This is a genomic window from Gordonia sp. JH63 (assembly GCF_009856645.1).
GTDB classification, from domain to species: domain Bacteria; phylum Actinomycetota; class Actinomycetes; order Mycobacteriales; family Mycobacteriaceae; genus Gordonia; species Gordonia hongkongensis.
Genome location: NZ_CP047235.1, coordinates 204,328 through 220,894, shown reverse-complemented (window position 1 = coordinate 220,894; position 16,567 = coordinate 204,328). Strand labels below are relative to the sequence as shown.

The 16,567-nt window shown below is 66.6% G+C and carries 13 protein-coding genes and 1 pseudogene; 5 read left to right on the top strand and 9 right to left on the bottom strand.

What is annotated here, in order from left to right; genetic code table 11:
- Nucleotide 1 precedes the first annotated feature (1 nt).
- Genes GR168_RS01030 through GR168_RS01015 form a run of 4 tightly spaced genes read right to left on the bottom strand, consistent with a single transcriptional unit; the run spans nt 2 to nt 3,601 of the window.
- Complete coding sequence (locus GR168_RS01030; RefSeq protein ID WP_159369776.1) at nt 2-685, bottom strand: DUF2848 family protein; 684 nt, start codon at nt 683-685, stop codon at nt 2-4.
- Nucleotides 682-1,494 carry a carbon-nitrogen family hydrolase gene (locus GR168_RS01025; protein ID WP_159369775.1) on the bottom strand — a complete coding sequence of 271 codons (813 nt, stop codon included), beginning with the start codon at nt 1,492-1,494 and terminating at the stop codon, nt 682-684. Before GR168_RS01025 ends, GR168_RS01030 begins: the two co-directional genes overlap by 4 nt.
- A 21-nt stretch (nt 1,495-1,515) precedes the next feature.
- Nucleotides 1,516-2,160, bottom strand: coding sequence for a GntR family transcriptional regulator (locus tag GR168_RS01020; protein ID WP_058253367.1), 645 nt, complete (start codon nt 2,158-2,160; stop codon nt 1,516-1,518).
- 22 nt (nt 2,161-2,182) lie between these two features.
- Nucleotides 2,183-3,601 (bottom strand): MFS transporter, encoded by a 1,419-nt coding sequence (locus GR168_RS01015; RefSeq protein WP_159369774.1) that lies wholly within the window; start codon nt 3,599-3,601, stop codon nt 2,183-2,185.
- Between the two features lie 318 nt (nt 3,602-3,919).
- On the opposite strand from GR168_RS01015, the gene GR168_RS01010 reads away from it, so the two are divergent.
- Nucleotides 3,920-4,558: a response regulator transcription factor gene (locus GR168_RS01010; protein ID WP_159369773.1), complete on the top strand. Its 639-nt coding sequence runs from the start codon at nt 3,920-3,922 to the stop codon at nt 4,556-4,558.
- On the top strand, nt 4,542-5,873 hold the full coding sequence (locus GR168_RS01005; protein WP_159369772.1) for an ATP-binding protein: 1,332 nt from the start codon (nt 4,542-4,544) through the stop codon (nt 5,871-5,873). The genes GR168_RS01010 and GR168_RS01005 overlap by 17 nt, the downstream gene beginning before the upstream one ends.
- Nucleotides 5,874-6,637: 764 nt before the next feature.
- Here the strand turns inward: GR168_RS01005 and GR168_RS01000 are convergent.
- The gene (locus GR168_RS01000) at nt 6,638-8,356 is read right to left on the bottom strand and encodes an ABC transporter ATP-binding protein (RefSeq protein ID WP_159369771.1); all 1,719 of its coding nucleotides are present in this window, start codon (nt 8,354-8,356) and stop codon (nt 6,638-6,640) included.
- Between the two features lie 405 nt (nt 8,357-8,761).
- On the opposite strand from GR168_RS01000, the gene GR168_RS00995 reads away from it, so the two are divergent.
- From GR168_RS00995 to arr, 3 genes are all read left to right on the top strand, one after another.
- Complete coding sequence (locus GR168_RS00995) at nt 8,762-9,079, top strand: hypothetical protein (RefSeq protein ID WP_159371770.1); 318 nt, start codon at nt 8,762-8,764, stop codon at nt 9,077-9,079.
- Between the two features lie 451 nt (nt 9,080-9,530).
- Nucleotides 9,531-9,800, top strand: a complete 270-nt coding sequence (locus tag GR168_RS23810) for an inorganic phosphate transporter (protein WP_343213026.1) — start codon at nt 9,531-9,533, stop codon at nt 9,798-9,800.
- A 982-nt stretch (nt 9,801-10,782) separates the two neighbouring features.
- Nucleotides 10,783-11,238, top strand: a complete 456-nt coding sequence (gene arr, locus GR168_RS00975; RefSeq protein ID WP_238994984.1) for an NAD(+)--rifampin ADP-ribosyltransferase — start codon at nt 10,783-10,785, stop codon at nt 11,236-11,238.
- Between the two features lie 89 nt (nt 11,239-11,327).
- Here the strand turns inward: arr and GR168_RS00970 are convergent, their stop codons facing one another.
- From GR168_RS00970 to GR168_RS00955, 4 genes and pseudogenes are all read right to left on the bottom strand, one after another.
- Nucleotides 11,328-12,005 carry a hypothetical protein gene (locus GR168_RS00970; protein WP_159371768.1) on the bottom strand — a complete coding sequence of 226 codons (678 nt, stop codon included), beginning with the start codon at nt 12,003-12,005 and terminating at the stop codon, nt 11,328-11,330.
- Nucleotides 12,006-12,316: 311 nt separating this feature from the next.
- Nucleotides 12,317-13,076, bottom strand: a pseudogene (locus tag GR168_RS00965) (SDR family oxidoreductase).
- Entirely contained in the window at nt 13,073-13,873 is an 801-nt protein-coding gene (locus GR168_RS00960; RefSeq protein WP_159369770.1) for an enoyl-CoA hydratase/isomerase family protein, read from the bottom strand. Before GR168_RS00960 ends, GR168_RS00965 begins: the two are co-directional and overlap by 4 nt.
- A gap of 176 nt (nt 13,874-14,049) precedes the next feature.
- Nucleotides 14,050-16,542, bottom strand: coding sequence for a helix-turn-helix transcriptional regulator (locus tag GR168_RS00955; RefSeq protein ID WP_159369769.1), 2,493 nt, complete (start codon nt 16,540-16,542; stop codon nt 14,050-14,052).
- Nucleotides 16,543-16,567: the final 25 nt, after the last annotated feature.

The following is a 16,567-nucleotide window of genomic DNA, read 5'->3' as shown; positions in this document are numbered from 1 at the left end:
ATCAACGCCCTTCCGGATCTGAGGTGTAGGAGTGGGTCAGGACGGTCCCGTCCGGCAGCGTGAGTTCGAGATCCCAGCGGGTGCCGTAGACGAAAGTGCCGTCGAGCAGGGGCAACGTACCCGCGAAACAAAGCAGGTCGGCGCCGTCGTCGCCCTGACGTTCGGCGAGGATCCCGAGCAGGTTCTGCGGCGTCCGCAATCCCGACAACGCGCCGTCTTGATAGAGGCGGCCATCGACCCAACTGCGGGCACGGCATGCGTCCCAATCGAAGTCGGCCCAGGACTCGATCTCGACGACCTGCCGGCCGACCGGCTTCGCGCAGGCACGCTTGGAGTCGCCGATGTCCACGGTCTCGAGCTGTCGGTCGGTGTGGTCGGAACCGATCCCGAGATACCAGCGTCCGTCGCGGCGCAACAGCACCGGCTCGACCTCACCGGAGGTCTCGCGACCGTGCACCTCCGTGGTGGGGTCGGTGGTGACGCTGCCCGGCTCGACCGGATAGAACATCGGAACCTCGGGCGGCGGCGCCACCCCGATCGCCGCGAGCTCGTCGATGTGGTGGCGCACAGCGGCTTCGTCGCGACCGGTGTACCCCGCGACAAGTGTGCGGAGGGTGTCGAAGTCGATCTGCTCGGCGGTGCCGGCGATCGTGAAGCTGAGCACCCGGGTGTCGGTGCCGGTCATGAGTGGACCTTTCTACGGGACAGGACGGAATAGTCGGGCAGCCGATCGCCGAGCACCGGGAACTCCGACCGGACGGCGGCGACCAGGGCGGGGTCGATCTCGGCGAGTATTACCCCTTCGTCCGAACCGGCCTCGGCGACAACCGATCCCCACGGATCGACGATGCGGCTGTGACCCGCCAGTTCGACCCCCGCGTGGGTACCGGCAGCGTTGCATGCGATGACGAACACCTGGTTGTCGACGGCGCGTGCGGAGGTCAGCAACCGCCAGTGCTCCCGACGCGCCATCGGCCAGGCTGCCGGCACGATCACCAGTTGCGCTCCCGCAGCACCGATCTCGGCCCACAGGCCGGGAAACCGGAGGTCGTAACAGGTGGTCGCGGCGACCGGGCCGAAGGCGGTGTCCACCGCGTGGACCTGCTCACCGGGCTCCAGCAGATGGGCCTCCTGTGAGCGGTAACCGAAGACGTGCACCTTGCTGTAGTGGTGCACGACGGTGCCGTCCGGCCCGAGCAGGACAGCGGTGTTGCGCAGGCGTTCCGAGCCCCGGTCCTCGACGATGCTGCCGGCGTGCACGAAACAGTTCCGGCGGCGTGCGATGGCCGCCATCGTCGACACGGTGGGCCCGTACAGGTCCTCGGCCGACGACGGATAGTCGTCGAAGTGGTTGTAACCGACCCGCCACAGTTCCGGCAGGACGATGAGGTCGACGTCGTCGGGCAGGCCGTCGACGAGTGTGCGCACGCGTTCGAGGCGATGCGCGCCGGTCTCGTCGTCGGGACTGGCCACCTGGACCAGTGCGATCTTCATGAAGGTCTCCTCGGTACAGATCTATAGATGGGAGTGGCGCAGGGAGTCGTGCGTGGTCCGAAGGTGCTCGCGCACACTGCGAACCGCCGCGTCGACGTCTCCGGCCCGGATGGCGTCCGCGATCGCCCGGTGCTCGACCAGCACCTGCTTCTTGCGGTGCTCGTCGTTCATGACGATGCGGACACCCATGCGCATCTGGCGATCGCGCAGTGAGTTGTAGAAGTCACCCATGAGGCTGTTGCCGGCCGCACGGATGATCGTCGTGTGGAATTCGAGGTCGTGGGCAATGAAGTCGACGGGGTCCTGGTCGTCCTCCTGCTGTTGCAGGAGGAGCGCCAGTTTGTCCGGGACGAGTCCCGGTCGCGGTGCCACCTCGTGCACCGACCATTCCTCGACGACCCGCCGCGCCTGCATGACCTCATCGACATCGCGATCCGACAGCGCCGGGATATACGCACCCTTGTGTGGGACCCGGCGGATGAATCCCTCCGCCTCGAGCCGCATCAGGGCCTCCCGGACCGGGGTGCGCGAGATACCCGACGACGCCGCCACCTGAGCCTCGGACAGGAACATCTCTTCGTCCCGCGGGAGCGTGATGATCGTCTGCTTGAGCCACTCGTAGGCGAGTTCGGGCGCGGTGGCCGTGCCGGAGCGTGATGTCGACATGGTGTTGTCTCCTCTCAGAGCGTCACGGAGCAACGGCAGCGGGCGACTGCTGTTTCGTGTCGATCGTGGTCGTTTCGGCTGCGGCGGAGGGGTTCTCACCGGAGTCATCGTCTCGCCCGGTATCGCCGACCGTCGCCAGGTCCACCGACTGCGTCTCGCGGGCGACGATGGCGGCGATCAGTGAGATCAGGCCCATGACGGCGAGGTAGGCACCGATGGCGAAACCCGTGTCGAACCAGTTGTAGAGAGCGATCGCGATGATCGGCGCGAGCGATCCCGCGAGCACCGAGGCGAGGTTGTACGCCAGGGAGACACCGGAATAGCGGACCTCGGTCGGGAACAGCTCGGAGAAGAACGCTCCGATCACCGCGCTGTAGGCCGCGAAGATCAGCAGCCCGACGGACACGGCGATGATGATCGCCAGGGTGTTCTTCGTGTCGAGTAGCCCGAAGAAGGCGAACGCCCAGACGATGGTGGCCAGCGACGCCGAGATGTAGATGGGGCGCCGGCCGATCCGGTCGGCGAGCATCGCGAACAGCGGGATGGTGAGAAGCGCGACCACCATGCCGATCATCACGGCGTTCAGCCCGGTCGATCGGTCGAGATCCAGGATCTGGGTCAGGTAGGTGATGACGAACAGCGAGAAGATGTAGAAGCCGGCGTTCTCACCGAATCGGGTGAAAGCTGCGAGCAGGATCTGACGCCAGTAACCGCGGACAGCGTCGCCCAAGGGCATGCGGCGGGTCTCGGACTTCGCTGTCTGCTGCGACTTCTCGAAGAGCGGTGTCTCGGCGACGTAGAGGCGCAGGACGAGCCCGACGATCACCATCACGGCCGAGAGCGCGAAAGCGATTCGCCAGCCCCACGACAGGAACGCTTCCTCGGACATCACGCCGGAGAGGATCGCAAGCGCGCCGGCGGCCATCAGATTACCCAGTGGCGGACCGAGATTGGGCCAGGACGACCAGAACGCACGGCGCGTCGAGTCGCCGTGCTCGCTGACCAGCAGCACCGCGCCGCCCCATTCGCCGCCTAGCGCGAAACCCTGCACGAGACGCAGGAACACCAGCAGCAGAGGCGCCGCGACGCCGATCGCGGCGTACGACGGGAGGAACGCGATCAGGAAGGTCGAGACACCCATGAGCATGAGGCTCGCGATGAGGGTGGCCCGACGGCCCTTGACGTCGCCGTAATGGCCGAGCACCGCGGCGCCCAGCGGACGTGCGATGAAGCCGACGGCGTAGGTGGCGAAGGCCAGCATGGTGCCGACCAGCGGGTCGTCGGCGGGGAAGAAGACCTCGTTGAACACCAGCGCGGCCGCGGTGCCGTACAGGAAGAAGTCGTACCACTCCACGGCGGTTCCGGCGAGGCTGGAACCGGCGATCACCGGGAGGTTGGTGTGGGATCTACGACTGCTAGATTTCGTGGTGGCAGTTGCCATGTGTCGACTCCTCAGTCGAATCGTCGTTGCGTGACGACTGCACGGCCGGCGCCTACCTGCCAGTAGGCGAACGTCCGGACGTGCAGGTGGAGCTGTCCGGCTCGGTGGTTGTTGCTGCAACCACCGAGCCACCCCGAGACCATTGATCTGCGTGTGAAGCGGACCACATCAAGGCCGTACACCAGTTGTATACGACCCGTACACGATCGGGCAAGGGCTGTAAACGAATCGTCACAGGCGGACATATGGCCGTAACCCCGGAACGCTCTGCGCGCCGATCGGACCGACGTCGCCGCCCGCCACACCTATCCTGTTCCAATGGACACCCTCGTCACCGTGGTCGTCGTCGACGATCACCCGTTCTTCCGCGACGGTGTATCCCGTGGCCTGAGCGCCAGTGGACGGGTACGGGTCGTCGGCGAGGCCGCCGACGGCCTGGCCGGGCTCGAGCTGATCCGTCGGAAGAAACCCGACGTCGCGGTGGTCGACCACCAGATGCCGCACATGACCGGCGTCGAGGTCGCCCATGCGGTGTCACGCGACGGGTTGCCGACCCGGGTGCTGCTGCTGTCCGCGGTCACCGACGGCCCGATCGTCTTCCGGGCGCTGCAGGAGGGTGCGGCCGGTTATCTTTCGAAGGACGCCGACCGCGACGACATCGTCGGCGCGGTGACCCGGGTGGCCAAGGGAGAGACGGTGGTACCGCCGGAGCTCGCCGCGGGACTGGCCGGCGAGATCCGCGCGCAGACCCAGCGTGACGCGCCGGCCCTGAGCGAGCGGGAGCGCCAGGTGCTCACGGGATTCGCACGCGGACAGTCGATTCCACAGGTCGCCGCCGAGCTCTACATCGGTGCGTCGACGGTCAAGACGCACACCCAGCGCCTCTACGAGAAGCTCGGCGTGTCCGACCGTGCGGCCGCGGTCGCCGAGGCGATGCGCCGTGGGCTCCTCGAATAGCGCCGACCCCTCGAAGCCAGGGGTCGACGACGGTGTCAGCGTCGAGATCGCCGGGGCGACACGCTATCTGGGTCTCGACGAGTTCGCCGACGAGCCGCGGATCCATGACATCCTGATCGGCCACGCGATCCGTGGCATCCGGATTCAGGTGGTCCTCCGACTATTTCTGTCGCTGTTCGTGTTGCTGACCGTCAGCCTCGACCCACCCGCGCACGCGGAGACGTTCAGCGTCGTGACGGCGATTCTCTACGCGGCCTGGTGCATCGGCGGGGCGGTCGTGGTCGTCCGCCATGAATCGGCGATGATCCGATACTCGTGGATCGCGTTGCCGATCGACCTCCTCCTGCTCACCGCGCTCGCCGTCGCCGCCAGCCGGTCCAACGAATTGAGTTGGACCACCGACGTTCTCCTCAGCGGATTCGTCCTCGTGCCGATGATCGCGGCGATCGCGTTGCAGCCCAGGACCTGTGCGGTCGTGGTGATCGTCACGACCGCGGTGTACGCCGGCTCTTCCATGCTGGCCCGCACATCAAACGGCGAGCCGTGGTCGGTGATCGTCCTGCGCATCCTCGTCGTCGCGGCGTTGGCCGTCGGCGCGATCCTGTTGTCCCGCCTACAGCGATCCCGGGTGAAGACCATCGGGGCGCTCGCCGCCGAACGCGCCCGATTGCTCGACGCGACGATGGAGATCGAGGAACGCGAACGCCGAGATCTCGCCGACAACCTCCACGACGGGGCATTGCAGTACGTACTGGCGGCGCGTCAGGAACTCGCCACGCTCCGCGACTCCGCCGATCCGGTGACCCTCGACCGCGTGGACGGTGCGCTGCGCGACGCGGCGCAGTTGCTGCGGTCGACGCTGAGCGAGCTGCACCCGGCGGTTCTGGAACAGGCCGGTCTGTCGGTGGCCCTCACCGACCTCGCCGCCTCGTTCGGTAGCCGCGCCGGTGCCCCGACCATCTCCGTCGACACCGCGGGCTGGCCGCCCGAACTACGCACGTCCGCCGACTCGCTGCTGTTCGCCACCGCCCGCGAATTGCTGACGAACGTGACCAAGCACGCGTCCGCGACGACGGTCGACGTCACCGCCGAGTTCGATGACGGCCGAGCGCGCCTCGTCGTCGTGGACGACGGCATCGGGCTACCTGCCGACATCGACGTCGACGAGTTGATGCGTCGACGACAAGCCAAGGGCCACATCGGACTCGCCTCGCGGCGCGTGCGCATCGAGGGAACCGGTGGCACGTTGTCGCTGTCGAACCATCCCCGCGGCGGAACCGTCGCGATCGTGGAGGTTCCCGCTCGAGCGGTGTGAGGCAGACTGCCAACCGGGGACGCCCGCCTGCTCCACGCGATTGCGTGGACGCCGCTATCGACGGTCGCCCTGAGCCGGCTGGCCGATAGTCCGCACCGCCGGTATCTGCAGCAATCGCTCATAGCTCGTCCCCGGCGCACTTCGCGCAAGGGCGATGACTGCTTCTTCGGTCGTGGCGATGAGCACAGCGGGGTCGCTATCCGCAGACTCCGGAACCTCAGTCGTGAAACTGGCCGCTCCGCAGATGCCGCCACAGCCCGCTTCGAGGTCGACACATAACAGACGCTGTGTGTCGTCGACCAGAAGAACCCTGCGCACGAAGCCGTCGGACTCGCGGTACGACCTCGGCGGGCCCAGGTCGACGATCCTCCAGCCGCAGCGCAACAACTCATTCAAGGGATAGCGTTCTGCGGGTATATGTGTCATCGTCCACTCGCCGCATCGTCACCCACGGAGTGGCGGCCCTCCACATCCGCATGTCTGACACCGACGCCTCTGGTGTCCCGGGTGGTCGTCTCGGGCGGGCGGGCAAGCGGGCGAGCACAATACACCGCGGTGCTCCTTTCGGTGCTGCGGAAACAGGAAACAACTGCCATCACTGTCCGTCGACGAACTCGGTCGCCGCTGTCATCGGGCTGGTAGTTTCCTGAGCGCCGGGATCTTCGCAACACAGTCGACGACTCACGACCCGGCAGCCGGCACACTTCACATGGTCAGGTGCGGCGAGTTCCTGATCCGGCGCGCGTGAGGTTCGAGCCGACAGCTCATGACGTCTGCCCGGTGGCGAACAGTACGTCCGATGAACCGACCAGCGCGTGGTCTCGTCGCCGGGACGTCAGTACCCCATCACGCAATTCGGCGACTTCGTCGGCGATCTCGGTGACACGGGGGTCGTGGGTGATGAGGAGGGTGGACCGGCCGTGGGCGAGACGTCGGAGGGGCTCCAGGATCCGCTGCGCGGTCTCGTCGTCCAGCCCTGATGTCGGCTCGTCGAGTACGAGGACGGGACTGTCGCGAAGGATTGCCCGCGCTATCGCGATTCGCTGGCGCTGACCCCCCGAGAGGGTCAGGCCGTCTTCGTCCAGAGGTGTGTCGTAACCGTCGGGGAGCTCGTTGATGAAAGGGTCGGCGTCGGCAGCAATTGCAGCGCTGATGATCTCGGCGCGGGTGGCGTCCGGTCGGCCGTAGGCGATGTTGTCGGCGACGGTTGTCGCCTTGATGATGGGCTGCTGGGGTAGCAAGGTCACATGATCGCGGATGGCGCGGCCTGAGAGGGCGGCATAATCGAACTCGCCGAGAGTGATCGTTCCTGCGTCGGGGCGGTCGAATCGACACAACAACGACGCGAGTGTGGACTTGCCTGCGCCGCTGGGTCCGACGAGTGCTGTGATCGTTCCCGGATGCAGATCGAGCGAGACGCGGTCGAGTACCGTCGTCTCTCCCCGACGTAGGGTGACCTCCCGCATCGATACTGTGTGATCCGGTCCCAGATCGGTGATCGCATCGTCACAGTCGGCATCCGTGGGTGCGAGGTCGAGGAGCTCGCCAATCCGTTCTGCGCTGACCGCCGCAGACGCGAGCGACAGTCGCACCTCGGCGAGTTCCTGCATCTTTGGATACAGCATGCCGAGATATCCGGTCAGGGCGATCAGTTCGCCAACGCTCAGTGCGCTCTGGCGCACTTGCCAGACTCCTGCGACGGCGATCGCCATAGTGACCACGACCTGCCCGAAGCCCATGACGGCCCCGAACCCGGCCTCGATCCGTGTCTGCGATAGACGGGCGCCGAGCCAGGTGAAGCCGTAGTGGTGCAGGCGCGCTTGTTCACGGTTCTGCTGGTTGTAGGCTACGGCCGTCTCGTGGCCAGTCAACGCGCTCTGCACAGCGACCGCGATGCCGGCGTTGGCGGTTCGTTCGTCACGGGTGACCAGCGTCTGTCGACGTCCGTAGAATGCCGAGACCGCCCACAGGGCAGGCACGGCCGCGATCGCCACCACAGCGACCTGCCAGCTCATGATGAGGGCCGCCACCACCAAACCGATGGTGTTGGTGACCGCCACGATCAGTTGCATGACCCCGGAACCGATCAAATACTCGACGGCTTCGAGGTCGCTCGAATGACGGGTGACCATGTCGCCCAGGCCAAAACGTCGGTGAATCACCGGGCTGAGTCGCTGGACGTGAGCAAATAGCCTGTCGCGCAACCGCAGGACCACTCGTTCGGAGACGCCGACCGCGGCAACCTGGCCGTAGTAGTCCGCTGCAGTTGAGATCGCTGTGATCAGCAGCCAAAGCGCGGCGAGGCGGGCGAACTGAAGTGCGCTGTCGGCCGAGAGCGCGCCGTCGATCACGTCGGACAGAACGAAGATCGCGATCACCTCGCACGCGGTGGCGATGAGCAGAAGTGTTGCGGCAAGGGTGAATCGCGGGCCCTCGCCTCGGAGAGCCGGCAGGAATCGGAGGTAGGCCTCGCGTGCGGTCATCTATCAGTCCATTGGTGGTGAGGGTGTCGGACCTGGGGACACCGCGTCGGATGTCCCCAGGTCTCGGCGGGATGGGCTAGGTCGCGCGCGGGATCAGTACCAGGTCCAGACCCAACGATGCTGGTGCCGGTTCCATACACGGCGGCGACGTCGCTGGCGCGGTTGAGCAGGCTGCTGCTGACCGGGGCGCTGGCCCTGTCCGGACTGCCGTCCTGGCTGAGACATGAATTCTCCTCGTATTCAGATGACCGGCATCGTTGTCGGCCAGGAACGAAGCTATGGTCGCGGCCTGGGGGGTGCCTTGCGCGCAGCTGGGAGAACGCTGTCATCGAACTCGGGCTGTCTGACAGCAAACACACAGCCACAGCGCAGTGCGCTTTGACATCGCGGGTCGATCCTCAGAACATGAGAAGAACCACACACCGCGCCTCAGTCCCCCTCGTAGTCCTCGACGACGCCGCGGCGCTCGACTACGCTCGGTCGCTGTTCGACTGCGACATACCGTTGGGTGTCGTCAGTAGCCGATACTCGGTCATTCTTCCCTTCATGATGGGAAACAACGGCCTCACAGTCGCGCTCGTCGCCGACGTCGATGACCCCGATCAGCTCGCGGGCGCGATCGGGATCGTCGAACGGCGTCTCGGGCGGGTCACTTCCGTCATCCGCTCTGCAGGCGACGTACCTGTGGAGGTGGGTGCATCGGAGACGAGCCGGGCCTCGTGAACGCGTCAACGGAGTGCTGGCCCGAGGCTCGGTCTGACGAACAACGCCTGTACGTCTGATCGATCCCTGCTGTTGCGACCACGTTCCGGAACGCCAGTGGCATTGTCGACCTTTCGATGCCGACCGCTGGCCCGGGCTTCATCCGATGCTGAAGGGTTTGCCGTACAGAGTCGTCTTGGTTTTCGAACCCTTCTCGTAGGCAGTCACGTTGACATACAGGCGGGCCTGCGCGTAACCGGCGCAACCGGTCAGGCCGAACGTCTTATCGGTGAAGGCGAGGCTCGCCGAGTGGCCGTTGAAGGTGTAGTAGCCGACCTGCTCGGTGTCACCGTTCTCGGGGCCGCCGCAATGCTCACGATCATGTGGGCGTTCCGCAAGCGATCACCCTCGCACACCAGCCGGAATTTCGGTCGGGCACAGACATTCTCGGCAGAGATGATGGCATTCGGTCATGGCATGCAGGACGCGGCCAAGACGATGGGGATTCGCCGCCGAGTCAACCGCCGCATCCGTTCTGTATGTCGCCTCCGCCGGAATGGGAGCACCTATCTCCACCACTCACGTCATCTCGTCAGCGATCATGGGTGCTGAATCAACCAAGCGTACAAGCGCCGTGCGCTGGGCCGTCCCGGGAAACATGGCGACTGCCTGGGTCACAACATTTCCTGCTGTCGCTGTCCTGGGAGCCGGAACATACTGGGATGCAACAGTATTCACGTAATACTCGCCCGTTCAACATCTCGAGCTGGACACATGACAGACGCCATGTCCAGCCCGTTGACGGCTCACGGGCAAGAGCGGGCGGCAGAGACGTTCGGGTCTCGCGAGTGCGAGCTGATACGTCCAGGTACCCGACAGGTTCGTGTGAACTACCGACAAGGTCTGCGGCGCATAGTTGTTTGTGTAAGGCAGTAACCCGGAGTGAGCGACAAGGAGATTCCAGTGGCGAATCGCAATCGGAACCAGAACAATCCCAACCAGCGACGTCGTCGGGTCCGGCGATACGACCAACGTCAGCGACGCTGGATCTGGATCTGGCAGTGAGCTGAGCGACCACCGACTCTGTCGGTGAAGAGGCGGCCCCGTTGCAGACAAGTGGCAACGGGGCCGCCGCCCTGTTCGAAGGGCGGAGTTCCGGCGAGTGGTTGCGAAGTCGGCGGCAGGGCCGCACCATGTGACCGAAACCTGCGGGTCGACGTCGTCAACTCACCCGGAGGTCGCTTGCGAGCTCGACTCATCCGTCGACCCGTGTGCGGTCCACTGATACTTCGTCGGCGACACCGACCATCCTGTGCGGGCGCAGCACCGGCAGTCCGTTGCAGCTCACGAGGCCTTCCATCACAAGTGCCGACGCCTCCGCGACGCTCCTTGCGAGACCACGCTCTACAAGAGAGTGCGGCAGCGGCGACAGTTCATCCATTCCCCCACTATCTGCTTCTCACGCGACCTGGAGATGTCCCGCAGGAACGTGATGCCGTCCAGTACGTGAACGTGGGATGACGACAACTGCGAATGGCCATCGCCAGCGCCGTGGCGGGTGGACGCCGCTGACTTCAGCCGGCCGACCGTTTGTCCCCGCAACCCATCCGCCGCCCGCTCCCGAACCCCGCCACTTCCACCATAACTCGGCGGCCGGGGCTTGCGGCAAGACCCTGCTGCCCGTGCACAATCGCTCGACGACGACGAGACGCAGGAGGCCATCGATGCCCGAGAGTGCAGACCACCCCGACATGGCGGGTACCCCGGAACGATTCCGGGTGCACGAGTCCGGGGCCTACTTCCACGGCACCCGCGCCGACCTCCGGGTGGGCGACTTCCTGACCCCCGGTCACCGATCGAACTACCGGCGCGAGCACATCTCGAACTACGTCTACATGACGAAGGTGCTCGACGGCGCGGTGCTCGCGGCCGAGATGGCGGTGGGTGACGGGCGCCCCCGGGTCTACGTCGTGGAACCCCAGGACGACGTACACGACGATCCGAACGTCACCGACAAGAAGTTTCCCGGCAACCCCACCCATTCCTACCGGAGCGCCCAGCCGGTCCGGGTCGTCGGCGAGATGATCGACTGGGTGGGACATTCGCCGGAATACCTCCGACAGTTCCGCGCAGGATTGGAAGCACTCCGGCAGCGGGGCGAAGCCGTTCTGTACGACTAGCCGGCCGTCACGACATTCTCGCCGCGACGGCGGCCCTCCGCGACCGGCCATCGGCCGCGGAGCGCCTGCTGCAGAGTCGAACTCACGGATCAGGGAAGGATGTTCTCCAGCGATCCGAAGGCTCCGCCGGCACTCGATGCGGCGAAGTTGGTGGTGCACCCGTTGAACGAGACGTTGTCTACGTTGACCTTGCCAGTCTTTTCGTTGGGCTGACTGGAGATTCCGTAGTGGTCGACCACGGTGGTATGGCCGTCTGAATTGGCGGCCTTCACCAGATCATCCAGGGTGGCGTTGGTGCCTCTCTTGATGGTGCCGAGATCTCGGGTGGCCCACCACTGGTCAGAGCCGCCGGCATCCGCCTTGCCCGCACCAGCCGGCGCGGTCCAGACGAGCGTCGCAAATCCATTGCTCTCACCGGTGTTGGCCCCGGTCACGCGGAGTTGCCAGTTCGCCTGCCCGTCGGACTTGTTGAACGTGAGCGACTTCGTGATGGCGTCCGTCAGCTTGAGCTGCCCGGCGCTCTTGTACGACGCCTGGCGCGGTGTCTGCTCTGTCGTCACGAACTCGAGAGACCCGTCCTGATCGACAACATTGGTCGCCGTCACCTTGCCCGCCTGGCCGCGCTCGTCACCGAACGTGTTGCCCCACCCCGCCGGATTGGCCGGAGTGGAGTCCTTGGCACAGTTCGCCTCCGATACGGGGGCTGCGGTTGCCACCGCGGGAGCGATCAGAGCCGCGACCCCGAGGGCCGCGCCAGCCGTCGTCACACGAATGAGATTTCTTCGCACTGGTTCTTTCCTCCTTTGTCGTTCGGGTCCATCGAACTCCTGCAAGCTAACAAAGGGATTAATCAGATACCAGCGCGATTAAAGGCATTTGAATGAGGAACACCTTTACACAGCGAACCCGACCTGCACGCACAGTGCATCAGTGGACCATGTCGCATGTTCGCTTTTAAATCCGGAACTCCCGGCTATCTGCCTATTCCGCACACCCGGTGACTGTGCGCCGAATCCCATTGACTGTGCATCGAATTTCGTTGACTGTGTGCCGTATTCCGTCAATTGGACTCATGGACTCAGAGCGTCGTCGCAATCCCACCGTCGACCGGAATGACGGTCCCGGTGAGGTAACAGCCGGCGCGACTGGCGAGGTACACCACCGTCCCGATCATGTCGTCGGCTCGACCGATACGCCCTAGTGGCGACGCCGCGGCGACCTCGTCGCCCAGCTCGGCCAGGATCGGTGCCATCATCTTGGACTCGAAAGGCCCTGGAGCGATGGCGTTCACAGTGACGTGACGCGGTCCGAGGTCCCGCGCGAGATGCCGTGTCAGCTGATGGACGGCCGCCTTTGCTCGACGAGTAGGAGTACGACGCGGTGCGCGGCACCCGGATCCCGTCGACACTGCCGATCATGATGACCCGCGACGGGTTCTCGGCCGTGGCGGTGCCGGTCAGCAACGGCAGTAGCGTCTGCGTGAGCACGAACGGCGTTTGGACGTTGAGTTTCAGCACCCGGTCCCAGGCGGAGTCCGGGAACTCCTCGAGGGGCGCGCCCCAGGTCGCGCCGGCGTTGTTCACCAGTACGTCGAGGGTGTCGGTCTCCGACGCCACCTGCTGCGCGAGGGTTCGTGCGCCCTCGGGCGTCGACAGATTCGCCTGTAACGCAGTCAGTCCCGCGGCGCGCGCCTCGGCGAGCGCGTCGTCATTGCGACCGGTGATGAGGATCCGTGCCCCGCGGTCGTGCAGGCCGTGGGCGATCATCGCCCCGATACCCGACGTGCCGCCGGTGACCAGCACGGTCTTGCCACTCACATCGAACAGGTCAGATGTCATCGTCGTCGGTACCTCGGTGCTCGTTTCTCCAGGAAGGCGGCGGTCGCCTCGCCCCGATCTTCGGTCATAGCCGTGATCATCTGCTGCCGGTTCTCGAATTCGACCGTGGCACTGCAGGAATCGGACTCCACCGCGGCCCACATCCCGACCTTGGTGAGTTCCACCGACAGCGGCGGGTTGGCCAGGATCAGACCCGCCGTGGCGCGTGCCCGCTCCAGGAGATCGTCGGGCTCGGCGAGTTCGACGAGCAGCCCATATCGCTCCGCCTCCACGGCTGTGAACTTGCGGCCGGTCAGCATGAGTTCGTGTGCGCGGCCCGTCCCGACGAGGCGCGGGAGCAACCAGGACACGCCGATGTCGCAGGCGGAGAACCCGGCCCGGATGAATCCGACCGCGTACACGCTCGACGTGGACCCGATGCGGATGTCACTCGCGCACACCAGGGCGAGACCGCCGCCGGCCGCCGGCCCGTTGACCGCGGCGATCACCGGTTGGCGCAGCCCGTGCAAGCGGAGCGCGAGCCCGGCGATGTCCTGTTGGCGCTCGAACATCGGGATCACCCCGCCCTGTTCGGCGGTGCGATCGTCGTCGCCGTAACCGTTCAGGTCAAGACCGGCGCAGAATGCGCGGCCCGCTCCGGTCAGGATCACCACCCGGCAACCGGGGTCCTCGTCGACCTCGTCGAGTGCAACCGTCAGGTCCCGCACGAGGTCGGCGTTCAGCGTGTTCAGCGCGTCCGGGCGATAGAGGGTGAGCATCGTCATCTCACCGTCGCGCTCGACAAGGACCGCCGGCATCAGATCAGACCCCACATATCGCGGCACCGGATGTGTTCCATGTCCTGTTGGTACCACTCACGGTGTCCGGTTCGTGGCATCTCGTCCGGTCACGTCACAGATAACCGTCCCGAGCCCACCCGACCGAGGACACACTGCGCGTCAGCCTGTTCCCGGGCGTCCTCCGGCAGATCTCATCACCGATACCCAGCCGCGCGGAGGGCAGCCATCAGTTCCGACCGTGATCCGGCGCCGAGCCGGCGTCGGATCCGGGCGACGTGATGCTCGACGGTCTTCGCCGAGATGTACAGGCGCTCACCGATTTCCCGGTAGGTGAAACCCTGCAACAGCTCGTGGGCGACCTCGGCCTCGCGATCGGTGAGCGGCCCGCCGGCCTGTGGAGTCAGCCGCCGATCTTCACCGGCCGAGCGAGCGGTGTCCAGGAGGCCGGCCGCGGTCGCAGGATCGTCGGCGCGAGACGCGGCCATACCCGCGAGACGCGCTGCCTCCCAGTGTAATCCGATGATCCGTAGCGCTTCGACGGCGGCTGTGACAGGTTCCGTTGATTCGCCGGCGTCGTTCAGCGCGACCCAGGCGCGCGCACCGGTCGACAACGACCCGGCCGTGCGGTTCTGCGGCGCGGCGAGGTCGAGACGAGTCAACCGGTGCGCCACAGCGGACTGGTCGCGCGTGATGGCAACGGCTTGGACGCCCGCGAAGTCCCACGACGCCGACCACGCCGGGGGGTCGCCAAGATCCGCGAGCAACCGGTCGGCTGCGTCCACATACCGCGCAATCGCGGGAATCTGACCCAGTCGCGCTGCGGCGATCCAGAACTCGCCGAGCGAACGCAACAGGTAGAGGTCCACCTCGATGGCGGCGAGGAGCGACAGGCCGTCCTGCCACGCGTCCGACAGCGCGGACAGGTCACCGTGGCGCCGGGCCAACCCGAGCCGGATGGCCTGCACCCGAAGGCGTTCGGACATCCCCTGCGGTTCCGCCGTCGGGAGCAGACGCGCCGCCGCTTCGAGATCGCCGACGGTGAGCGCGGCCTCGGCGTCCAGAATGGTTCGGGCCGGCTCCGCCGCCACCGTCCGGATCGATTGCGCGGCAGCGGTGTCGCCGAGGTTCAACGCCACCGCGGCGGCCGCGTGCAGAATTCGGGCCGCAGACGGGCCTCGGGACGACGTCGCTCCCGCTGAGATCCCGCGCACCACGACGTCGACCGCGTCGCCGGTACTCATCTCGGCCGTGTCGTCGAGGGTGGCCAGCAGCCCGCGGACCACCAGCGACCGTGTGGCCCGACTCGCCACCGGCGCGCGGCCACGATCGGCCGCGCCGATGGCCGTGGCCGCCGCGCGGTCTCCGACCGCGAGCAGGGCGACTGCAGCCGACAACGACTGCGATGCAGAAAGATCGGGTCCCGTCCAGCGGTAGAGGTCGGCGGCGTGCGAGGCGAGTCCGCGCCGCGCCGCGACTGCGGCGGCGAGCTCCACCCACTCCGCGACCCATTCGTCTGTGGGTGCGGCCGACTCCAGCCGACGGTCGGCCGCGGCACCCGCACCGTCGAGATCCCCCGATGCCAGGGCACGCTGGGCCATCAGGAGCCGGACGTCATCACGCCCCGGCTCCACCCGATCGGCGGCCTGCAGGAGGACCACCGCCCGCGCCGCGGTCGCGTCGACCGCGCCGGCCAGCAGCGCGTCGACGATCCGCGGGTCGTCGACACCAGCCTCGGCCGCGAGCAGCGCGGTGTCGGGGGTGAGCTCGGTCGCACGCAGTCCGACGACGACCGAGTTGCGTCGTAGCTCGTCGATCTGCTTGTCTCCCAACACATCACGCAGTGGACCGGCCGCAGCCGAGACGAAGACGTCCGCGCCGCGTAACAGGCCGCACCCGCGAGCCCGGTCGACCGCCTCGAGCGCGGCGGCTCGGTCGGTGCCCGCCGCTTCGGCGACGCTGTCGGGGTCGAGGGGCGCCCGGACCGAGGCGAGGGCCAGCACCGCGAGCGTGAGCGGATCGAGTCCGCGCAGCAGCCGATGGTGCCACTCGCGGGACACCCGATCGATGACGGCGATTTCGTCGGCCCCCGGCTCGTCTATGACGCGCGAGGCGCTGCTCGAAGTGCTCCGGAGCGCCCGCAGCACAGTGTCGATGGGAGCTCGCGCACCGCCACAGCGTCGACGGATCAGCGATGCCGTGGTCGGCGCGAGGGTCAGCCCGGCGCGGGACGCGCGGGTCAGGACATCGGCGGTACCCAGCGCCTCGAGTTCGAGGACCGCCCCGAACGGTCGGGCGCGGTCGCGCAACCGGCGGACGTTCGGGTCCAGTTCCCGCGGTTCGATCGTGGCGATCAGCCCGATCGTTCCCGCGTCGAGCATGCCCAGCGCGGTCTCGAACATGGCCACCGGCCACAGATGCATGTCGTCGGCCAGCACGAACACGGGACCCGCGCCGTCCGCGGCGGGCAGCCCCACACTCACCGGGAGGTCCCGTCGTCGGAGTTGTTCGTGCACGGCGTTCAGCAGTGCCGAGCGTCCGCTGCCGGGGGTGCCGACGGCCACGGCGCACAGCGGATGGCCCGCCTGCGCGCGATCGACGATGCCCGCCACCCACGACGAGGTGCGCGACGCGGCCGAGGACGGGTCCGGACGGTCACCGATCGTGGAGACCGGTGTCGTCGGGGTCATCGAACGGTCCAGGGGTGACCGGGGA

Excerpts from the sequence above, each read along its gene's own strand:
- GR168_RS01025 (WP_159369775.1), bottom strand. The coding sequence starts at position 1,494 with ATGAAGATCGCACTGGTCCAGGTGGCCAGTCCCGACGACGAGACCGGC.
- GR168_RS01020 (WP_058253367.1), bottom strand. The coding sequence starts at position 2,160 with ATGTCGACATCACGCTCCGGCACGGCCACCGCGCCCGAACTCGCCTAC.
- GR168_RS23810 (WP_343213026.1), top strand. The coding sequence starts at position 9,531 with ATGGCATGCAGGACGCGGCCAAGACGATGGGGATTCGCCGCCGAGTCA.
- GR168_RS00955 (WP_159369769.1), bottom strand. The coding sequence starts at position 16,542 with ATGACCCCGACGACACCGGTCTCCACGATCGGTGACCGTCCGGACCCG.
- GR168_RS01010 (WP_159369773.1), top strand. The coding sequence starts at position 3,920 with ATGGACACCCTCGTCACCGTGGTCGTCGTCGACGATCACCCGTTCTTC.
- GR168_RS00995 (WP_159371770.1), top strand. The coding sequence starts at position 8,762 with ATGAGAAGAACCACACACCGCGCCTCAGTCCCCCTCGTAGTCCTCGAC.
- GR168_RS01015 (WP_159369774.1), bottom strand. The coding sequence starts at position 3,601 with ATGGCAACTGCCACCACGAAATCTAGCAGTCGTAGATCCCACACCAAC.
- arr (WP_238994984.1), top strand. The coding sequence starts at position 10,783 with ATGCCCGAGAGTGCAGACCACCCCGACATGGCGGGTACCCCGGAACGA.
- GR168_RS01030 (WP_159369776.1), bottom strand. The coding sequence starts at position 685 with ATGACCGGCACCGACACCCGGGTGCTCAGCTTCACGATCGCCGGCACC.
- GR168_RS00960 (WP_159369770.1), bottom strand. The coding sequence starts at position 13,873 with ATGCCGGCGGTCCTTGTCGAGCGCGACGGTGAGATGACGATGCTCACC.
- GR168_RS01000 (WP_159369771.1), bottom strand. The coding sequence starts at position 8,356 with ATGACCGCACGCGAGGCCTACCTCCGATTCCTGCCGGCTCTCCGAGGC.